At 69.2% G+C, this 13,921-nt stretch carries 14 protein-coding genes; 5 read left to right on the plus strand and 9 right to left on the minus strand.

What is annotated here, in order from left to right; translation table 11 throughout:
* Window positions 1-22: 22 nt before the first annotated feature.
* Window positions 23-1,360: an MATE family efflux transporter gene (locus OG780_RS21370; RefSeq protein ID WP_328450527.1), complete on the minus strand. Its 1,338-nt coding sequence runs from the start codon at window positions 1,358-1,360 to the stop codon at window positions 23-25.
* 459 nt (window positions 1,361-1,819) lie between these two features.
* Between OG780_RS21370 and dnaB the strand changes: the two genes are divergently transcribed.
* On the plus strand, window positions 1,820-3,289 hold the full coding sequence (gene dnaB / locus OG780_RS21375) for a replicative DNA helicase (RefSeq protein ID WP_328450528.1): 1,470 nt from the start codon (window positions 1,820-1,822) through the stop codon (window positions 3,287-3,289).
* 106 nt (window positions 3,290-3,395) lie between these two features.
* Here dnaB and OG780_RS21380 read toward each other — a convergent pair whose 3' ends face one another.
* The gene (locus OG780_RS21380; protein ID WP_328450530.1) at window positions 3,396-3,962 is read right to left on the minus strand and encodes a dihydrofolate reductase family protein; all 567 of its coding nucleotides are present in this window, start codon (window positions 3,960-3,962) and stop codon (window positions 3,396-3,398) included.
* A gap of 334 nt (window positions 3,963-4,296) precedes the next feature.
* On the opposite strand from OG780_RS21380, the gene OG780_RS21385 reads away from it, so the two are divergent.
* Window positions 4,297-5,682, plus strand: coding sequence for a serine hydrolase domain-containing protein (locus OG780_RS21385; protein WP_328450532.1), 1,386 nt, complete (start codon window positions 4,297-4,299; stop codon window positions 5,680-5,682).
* A 104-nt stretch (window positions 5,683-5,786) separates the two neighbouring features.
* Here OG780_RS21385 and OG780_RS21390 read toward each other — a convergent pair whose 3' ends face one another.
* Both OG780_RS21390 and OG780_RS21395 read right to left on the minus strand, forming a co-directional pair.
* Complete coding sequence (locus OG780_RS21390) at window positions 5,787-6,239, minus strand: GNAT family N-acetyltransferase (protein ID WP_328450534.1); 453 nt, start codon at window positions 6,237-6,239, stop codon at window positions 5,787-5,789.
* 9 nt (window positions 6,240-6,248) lie between these two features.
* Entirely contained in the window at window positions 6,249-6,737 is a 489-nt protein-coding gene (locus OG780_RS21395) for a MarR family winged helix-turn-helix transcriptional regulator (RefSeq protein ID WP_328450536.1), read from the minus strand.
* 139 nt (window positions 6,738-6,876) lie between these two features.
* Between OG780_RS21395 and OG780_RS21400 the strand changes: the two genes are divergently transcribed.
* Window positions 6,877-8,085, plus strand: a complete 1,209-nt coding sequence (locus OG780_RS21400) for an MFS transporter (RefSeq protein ID WP_328450538.1) — start codon at window positions 6,877-6,879, stop codon at window positions 8,083-8,085.
* Between the two features lie 96 nt (window positions 8,086-8,181).
* Window positions 8,182-8,607 carry a GlcG/HbpS family heme-binding protein gene (locus OG780_RS21405; RefSeq protein WP_328450540.1) on the plus strand — a complete coding sequence of 142 codons (426 nt, stop codon included), beginning with the start codon at window positions 8,182-8,184 and terminating at the stop codon, window positions 8,605-8,607.
* A 134-nt stretch (window positions 8,608-8,741) separates the two neighbouring features.
* Here the strand turns inward: OG780_RS21405 and OG780_RS21410 are convergent, their stop codons facing one another.
* Window positions 8,742-9,608, minus strand: coding sequence for a GNAT family N-acetyltransferase (locus OG780_RS21410; RefSeq protein WP_328450542.1), 867 nt, complete (start codon window positions 9,606-9,608; stop codon window positions 8,742-8,744).
* A gap of 158 nt (window positions 9,609-9,766) precedes the next feature.
* On the opposite strand from OG780_RS21410, the gene OG780_RS21415 reads away from it, so the two are divergent.
* A complete protein-coding gene (locus OG780_RS21415) occupies window positions 9,767-10,399 on the plus strand; it encodes an HAD family hydrolase (protein ID WP_328450544.1) in 633 nt (210 codons plus the stop codon).
* 35 nt (window positions 10,400-10,434) lie between these two features.
* Here the strand turns inward: OG780_RS21415 and OG780_RS21420 are convergent, their stop codons facing one another.
* The 4 genes from OG780_RS21420 to OG780_RS21435 all read right to left on the minus strand — a co-directional run bounded on the left by OG780_RS21420 (window position 10,435) and on the right by OG780_RS21435 (window position 13,910).
* Window positions 10,435-10,917 (minus strand): NUDIX hydrolase, encoded by a 483-nt coding sequence (locus OG780_RS21420; RefSeq protein ID WP_328450546.1) that lies wholly within the window; start codon window positions 10,915-10,917, stop codon window positions 10,435-10,437.
* Between the two features lie 183 nt (window positions 10,918-11,100).
* Window positions 11,101-12,006, minus strand: a complete 906-nt coding sequence (locus OG780_RS21425) for a LysR family transcriptional regulator (RefSeq protein ID WP_328450548.1) — start codon at window positions 12,004-12,006, stop codon at window positions 11,101-11,103.
* A gap of 216 nt (window positions 12,007-12,222) precedes the next feature.
* Window positions 12,223-13,422, minus strand: a complete 1,200-nt coding sequence (locus tag OG780_RS21430; protein ID WP_328450550.1) for a cystathionine gamma-lyase — start codon at window positions 13,420-13,422, stop codon at window positions 12,223-12,225.
* Window positions 13,419-13,910, minus strand: a complete 492-nt coding sequence (locus tag OG780_RS21435) for a low molecular weight protein-tyrosine-phosphatase (RefSeq protein WP_328450552.1) — start codon at window positions 13,908-13,910, stop codon at window positions 13,419-13,421. Before OG780_RS21435 ends, OG780_RS21430 begins: the two co-directional genes overlap by 4 nt.
* Window positions 13,911-13,921 lie beyond the last annotated feature (11 nt).

Genomic DNA, 13,921 nt, shown 5'->3' on the forward strand with positions numbered 1-13,921 from the left:
CCAGGGAGACGTCCGGCGTACGTCAGCGGGTCGCGCCCGTGACGATCCACCGGCCAGAGCGGGAGCGCAGCCACAGGGTCAGCATCCGCATCGTCATCATCAGCGTCATCGTTCCCCAGAGCGCGGTCAGCCCGCCGCCGAGGACGGGAACGAGCAGGGCGGCGGGGGTGAACACCGCCAGGGTGAGCAGCATGGCCCGGGCCAGATACGGTCCGTCCCCCGCGCCCATCAGCACTCCGTCCAGCACGAAGACGATCCCGCAGATCGGCTGGGAGACGGCCACCATCACCAGTGCGGGCAGCGCCGCGTCCCGCACACCGGAGTCGCCGCTGAACAGCGGAAGGAACAAGGGGCGAGCAGCGATGACCAGCAGACCGAGCACGAGCCCGGTGAGGAGTCCCCACTGCACCATGCGGCGGCATGCCTCACGGGCACCACGGGTGTCGTCCGCACCGAGATAGCGCCCGATGATGGCCTGTCCCGCGATGGCGATGGCGTCGAGCGCGAAGGCGAGCAGGCTCCACAGCGACAGGATGATCTGGTGTGCCGCCATGTCGGCGTCCCCGAGCCGGGCGGCGACCGCCGTGGCGATCAGGAGGATCGCCCGGAGCGACAGCGTCCGGACGAGCAGGGGGGTGCCGGCCTGGGCGCAGGCTCGTATGCCGGAGGCGTCCGGCCGCAGGGAGGCGCCGTGTCTGCGCGCTCCGCGGAGGACGACGTGGAGATAGACGGCGGCCATGCCGCACTGGGCGATGACCGTGCCCCAGGCGGACCCGGCGATGCCGAGGCCGGCGCCGTAGACGAGGACGGTATTGAGGACCGCGTTGGCGACGAACCCTCCGACGGCGACATACAGCGGGGTCTTCGTGTCCTGGAGTCCGCGCAGTATGCCGGTGGCGGCCATCACGACGAGCATGGCGGGGATGCCGAACACCGAGATCCGCAGATAGGTCGTCGCGTACGGGGCGGCGGAGTCGGATGCGCCGAACAGCTCCATGAGGGAGGGCGCGGTGGGCAGGGCGACGACGATCACGGCCACGCCGATGAGCAGGGCGAGCCAGATGCCGTCCATCCCCTGGCGGATCGCGGCCCGAAGATCGCCGGCGCCGACCCTGCGGGCGACCGCGGCGGTCGTGGCATAGGCGAGGAAGACGAAGACTCCGACGGCTGTCATGAGGAGGGCCGAGGCGACGCCGAGTCCCGCCAGCTGCGCGGTGCCGAGATGGCCGACGATGGCACTGTCGGCCAGCACGAAGAGAGGCTCGGCAACGAGTGCGCCGAATGCGGGAACGGCCAGTGCGACGATCTCTCGGTCGTGCCGGCGTCGGGCGGCCTTGGGCGCCGCGGGAGCCTGTGTCATGGGCATCAATCTAATCTTCCACAGGTAAGAGATGCAAAAGGTGAAAGACCCTTACCGTGGGGCGTGCGGGGTGTGTTCTGGCGCACTGTTCGAGGCGATCTTGATCCTGATGGGGAAGTTTTTCTTCTGCACAGCCGGTGGATGGGAAAATGCCAGGTCAGGGCGTGTTCTTGCGAAGGCTTGAGGGCTTGTTCACAGGGCTGTCCACCGGGTCGTGCACAGGTTTCGCGGAGTTCTCCACAGCATCGGGGCCGTCGTCCACATGGCCTGTGGATAACCAGATTGGCTGACGGTGCCCGCGGGCCTAACGTGGTGCGGCGCCCCTTCTCCTCTCTGCCCTCGGAAAGCACGCAAAACCGACGCGCGAGATCCGGAGTCGGGCCGCTCACTTGTCAGTGCCGTGCCGTAGAAATTGAAGGCGCTGCTAGGTCCGCTCTGCGGACGGGAGGAGGTGGCTCGGTGACTATTTCCGAGCCCTTGGACGACCCCTGGGCGGACAGCGGGCCCAGTGATCGTCTGCCCCCGTCCCGTCGGCGCGGGAACGGCGGCCGAGGCCGCGACGAGCAGCACGACCGGGACAACGGGTCCTGGGAGAGCGGCGGTTCGGCCTTCGAGCGGGTGCCGCCGCAGGACCTCGACGCCGAGCAGTCCGTCCTCGGTGGCATGCTCCTGTCGAAGGACGCCATCGCCGACGTCGTCGAGGTGCTCAAGGGGCACGACTTCTACCGGCCGGCGCACGAGACGATCTACGGAGCGATCCTCGACCTGTACGCGAAGGGTGAGCCGGCCGACCCCATCACGGTCGCGGCCGAGCTCACCAAGCGCGGCGAGATCACCAAGGTCGGCGGCGCGCCGTATCTGCACACGCTGGTCCAGACGGTCCCGACCGCCGCGAACGCCGAGTACTACGCGGAGATCGTGCACGAGCGCGCGGTCCTGCGCCGCCTGGTCGAGGCCGGCACGCGGATCACTCAGATGGGGTACGCGGCCGACGGCGACGTCGACGAGATCGTCAACAGCGCCCAGGCCGAGATCTACGCGGTCACCGAGCAGCGCACCACCGAGGACTATCTGCCGCTCGGCGACATCATGGAGGGCGCGCTCGACGAGATCGAGGCGATCGGATCACGTTCGGGGGAGATGACCGGTGTACCGACCGGCTTCACCGACCTCGACTCGCTGACCAACGGTCTGCATCCCGGCCAGATGATCATCATCGCGGCCCGACCCGCCATGGGTAAGTCGACGCTGGCCCTGGACTTCGCGCGAGCCTGCTCGATCAAGCACAACATGCCGAGCGTGATCTTCTCGCTCGAAATGGGCCGCAACGAGATCGCGATGCGCCTGCTGTCCGCCGAGGCGCGCGTGGCCCTGCATCACATGCGGTCCGGCACCATGACGGACGAGGACTGGACCCGGCTCGCCCGCCGTATGCCGGACGTCTCGGCCGCCCCCCTGTACATCGACGACTCCCCGAACCTGTCGATGATGGAGATCCGCGCCAAGTGCCGCCGTCTCAAGCAGCGCGCCGACCTCAAGCTCGTGATCATCGACTACCTCCAGCTGATGCAGTCCGGCGGCAAGCGTTCCGAGAGCCGCCAGCAGGAGGTCTCCGACATGTCGCGAAACCTGAAGCTGCTGGCCAAGGAGCTGGAACTCCCGGTCATCGCGCTGTCGCAGCTCAACCGTGGACCCGAGCAGCGTACGGACAAGAAGCCCATGGTCTCCGACCTGCGTGAGTCCGGGTCGATCGAGCAGGACGCGGACATGGTCATCCTGCTCCACCGCGAGGACGCGTACGAGAAGGAGTCCCCCCGCGCCGGCGAGGCCGACATCATCGTCGGCAAGCACCGTAACGGCCCGACGGCGACGATCACGGTGGCCTTCCAGGGTCACTACTCGCGCTTCGTGGACATGGCACAGACCTGATCGGGCGCCCTGTAGGGTCTCGCGGCTGATGTCGTAATCTCACGGGCCGTGTCGTACCGATGCCGTATACGACATCACCGTGAGACCAGCGCGTGGGTGCTGCTGCTCAGCGCTTCGTCTCGTACCTGGTCAGGACCACGCCGCCGGGAGACGTCCGCGTCTCCACCAGGTTCAGGTTCACCCAGCTGTCCAGCGCGGTGAAGAACGGCGTGCCGCCGCCCACCAGGACCGGATGGGCGGCGATCACGTACTCGTCGATCAGCCCGGCGCGCATGGCCGCCCCGGCGAGCGTTGCGCCGCCGATGTTCATTGGGCCGCCGCCCTCGGCCTTGAGCCGGGTGATCTCGGCGATCGCGTCGCCGGTGAACAGGCGGGTGTTCCAGTCGACCTTGTCGATCGTCGAGGAGAACACCACCTTCGGCGTGTCCCGCCAGTTCCGCGCGAACTCGATCTGCGCCGGGGTTGCGTTGGGCTGCTGGTCGCCGGTCGGCCAGTAGGAGCTCATCGTCTCCCACAGCTTGCGCCCGTACAGCGACAGGCCGCTCGCCTGCTCGTGGTCGAGCCACCACTGGAACAGCTCGTCGCTCGGCAGTCCGCTCCAGCCGATGTCGTCGCCGGCCGTGGCGATGTAGCCGTCCAGGGTCAGGTTCATGCCGTAGATCAGTTTCCGCATGGCCCAGCCTTCCGTCCGTGGGTGTCCGGCGTATAGACCAGCGCGGCGCGGGAAACTCATCGATGCGCGATCTGGCTCGCCGGTAGTCCTCGTGCTTGGGGCTCAGCGTGGTGTACTCGGCCGACTCGGGCAAGCCGCCTGATCTCGACCTCGCCCTCGCGAGGAAATGCCACGGATTTGAGACTGATCATGGGCGACAAGGCCGTGAGACGGCCAAGAACGCCCAGGTCACGCAAGATCGACATGTCACGAGCGGCGAGACTCTACACGCCCCGCGGGGCAGCTTCGGTTCAATCCGCTCGACGTTCGGCGCTGCGGCGGGTGGACTGGTGTCATGACGACATCCCACGATGATCTGCTCCCCGGTACGCGCCGGGCCCTGCTGCACCGCATTGCCGTCGCGCAGAGCGAGGGACGGGCTCCGTCACTCGTCGCTTCCGTGGTCCGGGGCGGGAAGGCGGTATGGCACGGGGCGCGGACCTCGGTGGCCGGTCATGGCCCGGACGAGAACGTGCAGTACCGGATCGGCTCCATCACCAAGACCTTCACCGCCGTTCTGGTGCTGCGGCTGCGCGACGAGGGTGTCCTGGACCTCGGTGACCCGCTGGAGAAGCATGTGCCGGGCACCGGTGCGGGGGAGGTCACCATCTCCCAACTGCTCGCCCACACCGGAGGGTTGGCCGCAGAGTCGCCCGCGCCGTGGTGGGAGCGCACCTCCGGCTCCCTGCGTCCCGAACTGGCCGACGTGCTGGGCCGGCAGCCCTTCCGGCATCCGGTCGGACGTCGGCACCACTACTCGAACCCCGGCTACACGCTGCTCGGGGCGCTGGTCGAGGAACTGCGCGGCGCACCCTGGGAAGAAGTGCTGCGCCGCGAGATTCTCGAACCGCTCGGCCTGCACCGTACGAGCGCTCGCCCGCAGGCGCCGCACGCGGGGGGATGGGCGGTCCACCCCTGGGCGGACGCCATGATGCCCGAACCGGCCGAGGATCTCGGGCGGATGGCTCCGGCCGGACAATTGTGGTCCACCACAGGGGACTTGGCCCGCTTCGCCGTCTTTCTCGCCCATGGTGACGATCGGGTGCTGAGCGCGGAGTCCGTCAGGGAGATGCGCGCGCCTGCCGCTCCGCCCGAGACCGCGGAGCTGGCGGCGGGATCGTCGTACGGGCTTGCCCTGCAGATCCTGCACCGTGACGGCCGGACCCTCGTCGGGCATTCCGGTTCCCTGCCGGGTTTCCTCGCCGGGCTGGTGATCGGCGTCGAGGACGACGTGGCGGCGGTGGTACTGGCCAACTGCACCTCGGGGCCACCCGTGTTCACCGTGGCCGCCGATCTGGTGCGGATCGTCGCCGAGGCGGAGCCGCGAATCCCCGAACCCTGGTACCCGATGACCGAAGTGGACCAGAGTGCCTTGGAGTTGGCGGGTCAGTGGTACTGGGGGACTCAGGCATTCGGACTGCGGCTGCCTGCCGACGGAGGGCTGGTGCTGGGCCCGCTCTCGGGTGTCGGCCGGGGTGCCCGCTTCCGGGCGAACGGCGACGGGACGTGGACAGGACTCGACGGCTACTACGCGGGCGAGCTTCTGCGGCCCGTACGACGGCCCGACGGCTCAGTGAGCCATCTGGACCTCGGCTCGTTCGTGTTCACGCGGCAGCCGTACGACGAGGACGCTCCGGTGCCCGGTGGAGTGGACCCGGAAGGCTGGCGAGGAATTCAGTAGGTGTCACCGCTGCGAGGCGGTCTGTTTCACGTGAAACAGACCGCCTCGCAGCGGTGAGGAGCAGCCGTCAACAACGTGGCCGGCGGGCGGTCGTCGGCCGTGTCTCAGAGCGGGAGCTTGAAGCCGACGTGTGAAGCCTCGAAGCCGAGCCGCTCGTAGAAGCGGTGGGCGTCGGTACGGGAGGCGTCGGATGTCAGCTGGACCAATCGGCAGTCCTGGCGGCGGGATTCCGCGACCGCCCACTCGATGAGCTCCGTCCCCAGACCGCCGCCGCGCTCGTCGGCGTGGATGCGTACGGCCTCGATGACCGAGCGCGTGGCCCCTCTGCGGGACAGCCCGGGAATCACGGTGAGCTGCAGGGTGCCGACGACACGGCCGTCGCGGACGGCGACGACCAGGTGTTGGTTCGGGTCCCGGCGCAGACGCTCCAGGGCGTCCAGGTACGGGCTCAGGTCGTCGGGGGATTCCCGTCGGGCACCCAGCGGGTCGTCGGCCAGCATCGCGACGATCGCGGGCACGTCATCGGCGTCCGCGGCTCGTATCTCAAGATCTGCCATGAGCGCAGCCTACGAGGGCACACCCATGGAAGGCACGGGGTGCGCGGGCGCGCTCGCCGACTCCACGACCCGGACCAGGGGGGCCAGGCCGGGGTTCCCGGCCGCGTCGTCGAGGGCCTCGCGCAGGGCGGCGTCATTGGTGGGCCGCGCCTCGGCGAGGAGCTTCAGTCCCGCGTCGCTGACATTCGTGTAGATGCCGCGCCGGTCGGTCGGGCAGAGGTAGCGGGCGAGCAGCCCGCGGTCCTCGAGGCGGGTGACCAGCCGTGTGGTGGCGCTCTGGCTGAGTACGACCGCGTCCGCGACCTGCTTCATCTGGAGATGGCCGCCCACGCCGTCGTGCTGTCGGCTGAGCACGTCGAGCAGGGAGTACTCGCGCACGCTGAGACCGTGCCCGGCCTGCAGAGCTCGCTCGATGTGGGCCTCGATCCTCCCGTGCAGCAGGGAGAGTGCGCACCATCCCTGAGAGAGGGCGGTGAGCGCGGGGTCCGTGGCTGTCATGGCGTTTCCTCCGTCCCGGAGCGGCTGAAACCAGGATAGAGCACAGGCGCAATAGTCCGCTGTTGCACATAGCCCGCGTCTGCAACTATTGTGAACGCAGGCAAAGCGCTCATGCAATCTTCTGGAAGGTGTACCCACCATGCCTCTCGCGCTTCTGGCCCTCGCGATCGGGGCCTTCGGAATCGGAACGACCGAGTTCGTGATCATGGGCGTCCTGCCCGAGGTCGCCAGAGACTTCGGGGTCTCCATCCCGACGGCCGGACTGCTGGTGACCGGCTATGCCCTGGGGGTGGTCATCGGCGCGCCGATCATGACCGCGCTCGGCACGAAGGTGTCCCGCAAGCGGATGCTCATGGTGCTCATGGGGCTGTTCGTCCTCGGCAATCTGATCTCCGCCGCGGCCCCGGCCTTCTGGCTGATGTTCGCGGGCCGGGTGGTCGCCTCCCTCGCGCACGGTGCCTTCTTCGGCATCGGGTCGGTGGCCGCCGCCGAACTGGTCGCACCCGAGAAGAAGGCCGGCGCCATCGCGATGATGTTCAGCGGGCTCACGATCGCCAATGTCGTCGGCGTCCCCCTGGGCACGCTGATCGGGCAGTCCGCCGGCTGGCGCGTCACCTTCGCGGGAGTCGCCGCGCTCGGCGTCATCGGACTGCTGGGCATCGCCAAGCTGGTCCCGGAGATGCCGAAGCCCGAGGGCGTGCGTCTGCGCCATGAGCTGGCCGCCTTCAAGAACGTCCAGGTCCTGCTGGCGATGGCGATGACCGTGCTCGGATTCGGCGGCGTCTTCGCGGCCGTCACCTACATCGCGCCGATGATGACGCACGTCGCCGGCTTCGCCGACGGATCGGTCACCTGGCTGCTGGTCCTCTTCGGCCTCGGCATGGTCGGCGGGAACCTGATCGGCGGCAGGCTCGCCGACCGCGCGCTGATGCCGATGCTGTACACCTCTCTGGGCGGCCTCGCGATCGTGCTCGCCCTCTTCACCGTCACCGCGCACAACAAGATCCTGGCGGCCGTCACGATCGCTCTCATCGGCGCTCTGGGCTTCGCGACCGTGCCCCCTCTCCAGAAGCGCGTTCTCGACCAGGCGCACGGCGCCCCCACTCTGGCCTCGGCCGTGAACATCGGCGCCTTCAACCTCGGCAATGCCCTCGCGGCCTGGCTCGGCGGCGTCGTCATCGCCGCGGGCCTCGGCTACACCGCCCCCAACTGGGTCGGCGCGGTTCTCGCCGCTGGCGCGCTCGTCCTGGCCGTCCTCTCGGCCGCTCTGGAACGCCGCACGTCCCGCCCCGGCGTCGTGGTCGCCGGAGGCGTCCCCGCCGAACCGCGGACCGCCGTCCATCACTGACCGACCGGGCCGTCGCGGGACCAGGGCTGTTCCCGCGGCGACTCGATCCAGCACGCACCCGACTCGACACAGAACCCCCCACAAGGAGAGACCCTGATGAGCACCACCACCACCGCCGTCGCCCCCCTGACCATCGAGGACGCTGAGGTCCTCGTGGCCGCGGCCCGACGCGCCGCCGAAGCCGCCGGTGTCCGGATCAGCGCCACCGTTCTCGACGCGGGCGGCCACCTGCTCGCCTTCCGGCGCGACGACCAGGCCGTGCTGATCTCGGGAGAGACCAGCACACGCAAGGCCTACACGGCACTCCAGCTCGACTCGGCCACCGCCGATCTCGTCGACGCGGTGCAGCCCGGCGGTCTCTTCCACACCCTGCCCACCGCGCTGGACCGTCCCCTGCTGTTCATCGCGGGCGGCGTTCCGGTCCGCCGAGACGGCCGTCTGATCGGCGCGATCGGGGTCGGCGGCGGTATGCCCGACCAGGACCACGGCTTCGCCGTCGCCGCTGTCGAATCCCTCGTCTGACCCCACCGGCCGAGGCAAGCGTCCGCCGGACGGCCCTCCGGATGTGCCGGTCCCCCTATGTACGGGGGGACCGGCACTCGGTGTTTCCTGAACCCTCGGATCTCTCGCCTAAGGTTCCGGCACCTTTCGGATCTCTAGCCGGCGGCCACGGTCAGCGGCGCGAAGCGGCGGGTCCAGTCACCGGGCAGTTCCGGGATCTTGTGCGTCATGACCGCGTTGAAGCCGACGGAGGCCAGCCCCCGTTCCTTCAGCCAGCTCAGCAGGTCCTCGTGCCGCGTGTCGATGTCGGTGCGCAGAGGACGGTCGGTGTGGGCGGCGAGCGAGGAGACGAGCGCCTTCGCGGTCTTCGTGTCCCGGGCGATCAGGGGGCCCACGACGTGGGTGGTCATGTTGGGCCAGGCAGCCGCATAGCCGACGATCCGGCCGTTCTCCTCGGCCACGCGCAGCTGGTCGGCGAAGGCGGGCAGCCGCGTGATCATGTGGGTGCGGTCGCTGCCGAAGACCTCCTCGTCCAGCCGCAGGACGGGGGCGAGATCCTCCGCCGTGGCCGGGCGGGTGAAGACCTCGGACTCGGAGCCGTCGGGCGTGAAGACTCCAGAGACCATCTCAGCCCGGCCGGTGACCTTGAACCCCAGCTCCTCGTAGAGCGGGCGCCCGTACTCGGTGGCGTGCAAGGCCAGCGGGGTCGTACCCATCTCGTCGACGACGTGCCGCATCAGACGTCGGCCGACACCCTGGCGCGCGTATCGCTCGGCGACCAGGACCATGCCGATCGCGGCCAGTTCTGGACGCTCGCGCGGTCCGTAGTCCGTCACCACGCACGCGGTGACGAGACCGCCGGCAGGGTCGTCGATGCCGTAACCGGTCCCTCCGGCGAGCAGCAGACCCCACTTGTGCTCCTCACGGGGCCAGCCCCGGTCCTCGGACAGGTCGGCGCAGGCGACGAGGTCGCGGGGCGTCAGACGGCGAATGGGCAGAGCGGTGAGGGAATGAGTCGACACGCAGGTCAGGCTGTCCGAGGCGGGGCTCTGCCGTCCACCGCTTTCCCGGCACTCCTACCGTCTTTTGGCCATGTTCCGCATCACAGCGGTGCGTGACCGGGGGTTTCACGTGAAACCCCCGCCCCTGAAGGCCGGTTGTCCCAGTAGCCTCGACCGACATGGCGAGACTTCATCTCTTCGACCTCGACGGGACGCTGCTCCACGGCAGCACCGCGCCGTTGGAGATCTCCCGGCAACTCGGCCTGGAAGCCGAGACCATCGTGCTCGAAACGGCCATCTCCGAGGGCCGCATAGGTCCTCCGGAGTATGCGGCGCAGGTGCATGCTCTGTGGACGGATCTCACCGAGGCGCATGTGACGGCGGCTTTCGACGGTGCGCCATGGATGTCAGGGATCGAGGACGTCTGGAGGGAGATCCGGCGGAACGGCGACTACTGCGCCGTCGTCTCGCTGTCGCCCTCCTTCTTTGTGGAGCGCCTGCTGTCGTGGGGAGCGCACGCGGCTCACGGCTCGCGTTTTCCGGCCGTGCCGTTCGTGGAGCCGTTGGACCCGACGGGAGTTCTCAGTGCCGCGGCAAAGGTACAGATCGCAGACCTGCTCTGTGCGGAGTTCGGGGTGAGCCGAGCCGACTGCGTCGCGTATGGCGACTCAGGCTCGGACAAGGATCTCTTCGGCGTCGTACCGGTGTCCGTCGCGGTCAACGCGAACCGGCATCTGCGCGGTCTCGCCACGCATTCCTACGTGGGACGGGACCTGGGTGCCGCCTATCAACTGGTCTGCCGTACCGGGTAACCGTGGGCGGCCGGCCCGCGCCGGTGCCTCCCGGGTCAGCTCAGGTCGGGTGCGTGCATGGCGCGTACGCCCTCGATGTTTCCGTCGAGATAGTGCCTCAGCGACAGTGGTACGAGGTGGACGGAGGCGATTCCAACCCGGGTGAACGGGACGCGGACGATCTCGTACTCGCCGCAGGGCTCGTCCACCTCGGGACCGTGCCGCAGCGACGGGTCCATGGACTCCAGTCGGCAGACGAAGAAATGCTGGACCTTCACACCGGTCGCACCACCGTCGTCGCCGATGTGCTCGACTGTGTCGACGAAACAGGGCACCACATCGACGATCTTGGCGCCGAGTTCCTCGTGCACCTCACGATGGAGTGCCTCGACGACAGTCGTGTCCTCCGGTTCGACCCCGCCACCTGGTGTGAGCCAGTAGGGATCGACGCCGGGCTTGGTGCGCTTGATCAAGATCAGGTCGTCACCGTCGAGCAGGACGGCACGTGCGGTGCGCTTGACCACGGGTCGGACGGTCATGGGAGAAATGTGGCCCGGCTGGTTCCACGTGAAACATCGTGCGGCCGCGATTCCGCGTGAAAGCACCGAAGAATGTCCTGGACGCCGGGGAACCGGGGTGACGGCCGTCGTTCGATCCGCTGTGCCGTGGTCCTCGGCAGCAGGCGGATCTGACGTGGGTCCCGGCTCCCGTCCGTGCCCGCCTCAGCTCCAGTCGGAGGCCGCCCGCAGCAGCCACTCGTGCGCTCTGGCGATGTGCGGCATCGCCAGAGTTCCGGTCCGTACGACCAGGAAGTACGTACGCAGCGGGGGCACCGCGGGGTCGAGGAGCGCCACGACGTCTCCGCGCTCGATGGCGTCGGAGCAAAGATATTTGGGCAGGACGGCGAGCCCCGCACCGGCGGAGGCGCAGGCGAGGACCGCCCGTAGATCCGGGACGATCACCGTGCCGGAGGCGGCGGGGCGGCAGTCGAAGACCGAGGCCCAGTAGCGGGCGACGAGCGGCAGCGACTCGTGGACCTCGACGACGGGGAAGTCCTCGAGAGCGTGGGCGCCCTTACGGCGGAGTTTGCCCGGACCGATCTCGGCGGCCCAGCGCGGAGCGGCGACCAGGACATGCTCTTCGTCGCAGAGCGGAGTCGCGGTGAGAAGCGCACCCCGTGGCTGGGCCGTCGTCATGGCCAGATCGTGATGTCCGGCGGCGAGCCCCTCCATCGTCTCCTCCGCATTGCCGAAGGAGACGCGCAGGGCGAAGCCCTGGCCGTCGTCACCGGTCAGTTCGGTGAGAGCGGGCAGCGCGCGTTCCGCGGTGAACTCGGGGGGTCCGGCGAGATGCAGCGTGCGAAGGGACGAGTCCTCGTCGAGGCCGGTCTCGGTGATCTCCACGAGGGCATCGAGATGCGGCGCTGCCTTGTGGGCGAGTTCGTCGCCGATGGTCGTGGGCGTCACCCCACGTGCCTGGCGCAGGAACAGGGGCCGCCCCAACTGGCGCTCCAGCGTGCGGATCTGCGATGTGACGGCCGGCTGGGACAGGCCGAGCAGTGCGGCGGCACGAGTGAAGGAACCGGCCCGGTGCACGGTCACGAACGTGCGCAACAAGGCCAGGTCCATGGTGCGTGCCCCTCCCTTTCAGCACCCCGCGCGAGCCCAACTATAAATAAGTCGATAGGTCTCTGTCGCTACTGTGATTGGACACTGACACAGAGTCAACTAGCCTTGTTCGCGCGGTTCTTCGCGCGCAGAACCGGGACGGTCCGAGCCGCGAGGGGGGAGGCTCGGACCGTCCGTTGTACGTAGTGGGGTACCGATCCCGCCGCGACGGACGCCCTACTCCGCGGACGCGTCGAGGGCCCGCAGGATGTCCGCCACCAGGTCCTCGGGATCCTCGGCGCCGGCGGAGAAGCGGATGAAGCCCTCCGGGACGGCGTCGCCGCCCCACCGGCCGCGCCGCTCGGCCGTGGACCGCACCCCGCCGAAGCTGGTGGCGTCGTCCACCAGGCGCAGCGCGTCCAGGAAGCGCTCCGCACGCTCGCGCGAGGGCAGCGTGAAGGAGACCACGCATCCGAAGCGACGCATCTGCTGCGAGGCGATCTTGTACGAGGGGTCGTCGGGCAGTCCCGGGTAGCGCAGCCCCGTCACCTCCGGACGGTCCCGCAGGACTTCGGCGATCGTCCTCGCGGTGGCGGTCTGCCGGTCGGCCCTCAGCTGGAGCGTGGCGAGCGAGCGGTGGGCCAGCCATGCCTCCATGGGCCCGGGGATGGCTCCGACGACCTTGCGCCAGCGTCGTACGGGAGCCATCAGACCGGCGTCCCTGCCGGTGACGTACCCGAGGAGGATGTCGCCGTGCCCGGTGAGCATCTTGGTGCCGCTGGCCACGGAGAAGTCGGCGCCCAGCTCCAGCGGGCGCTGTCCGAGCGGGGTGGCCAGAGTGTTGTCCACGGCGACGAGCGTGCCCTGCGCGTGCGCGGCGGCGACGAGGCGTCGCAGGTCGCAGACGTCGAGACCCGGGTTGGACGGCGTCTCGATCCACAGCAGCTTCGCGCCGTCCAGGACCTCGAGCTGGGCATCGCCGGCGGTGGGGGCGGTGCGCACCTCGACGCCGAACGCGGTCAGTTGCTCGCGCACCAGCGGCAGCACCTGGTAGCCGTCGTCGGGCAGGACGACGACGTCGCCGGCCCGCAGCTGCGAGAAGAGCACCGCGGAGATGGCGGCCATGCCGGAGGGGAAGGAGAGCGTTTCGGCGGACTCCTGCCCGGGTGCCTCCAGCTCGCCGATGGCGCGCTCCAGAAGCGTCCAGGTCGGGTTCTCGTCGCGGCCGTAGGTGTAAGGACCGGTGGGCTCACCCGGCAGATGGAAGTGCGCGGCGAAGACCGGGCCGGGAAGGGTCGGCTCGTACTTGACGGGCTCGGGCAGCCCGGCGCGTACCGCCCGTGTGCCGTCGCCCAGCACCTCCGCCCCCGTGCCCGGGCGCTCTCCCGCGGGGCCGGTGCCCTCGTCGTTCGCCGTGACGAAATCCTCTGACGTCATGCCGCTCGTCCCTCCATTTGCTCTCGTACCGCGGCGAGCAGCCCGGGGCTCGCCGCCTCCACCATCTCAAGACATTCCTCGAAGCCGCCCATGTGTCCGTAGTACGGATCAGGGACGTCCAGGTCGTCGCCCGCGGTGGGGTCGTACGAGCGCAGCAGCCGGACCTTCCCGGCGTCCTCGGCACTGTTCGCGAGACGTCGCAGGGCCTTGAGATGGCCTGTGTCGAGGGCGATGACGAGATCGAGACGGGAGAACCACGAAGCTTGGAACTGCCGGGCCGCGTGGTCGCTCTCGTAGCCGCCCGCCTCCAGCACGGCGACGGTGCGCTCGTCGGCTCCGTCGCCCTCGTGCCAGCCGCCCGTGCCCGCGCTGTCGACCTCGACGAGCTCGTCCAGTCCGGCTCGCTCCACGTGGGCACGGAAGACGGCCTCGGCCATCGGCGAGCGGCAGATGTTGCCGGTGCAGACGAAGCAGACGCGGTAGGTCATGAGGCTCTCTC

Source organism: Streptomyces sp. NBC_00386 (assembly GCF_036063235.1).
GTDB lineage: Bacteria > Actinomycetota > Actinomycetes > Streptomycetales > Streptomycetaceae > Streptomyces.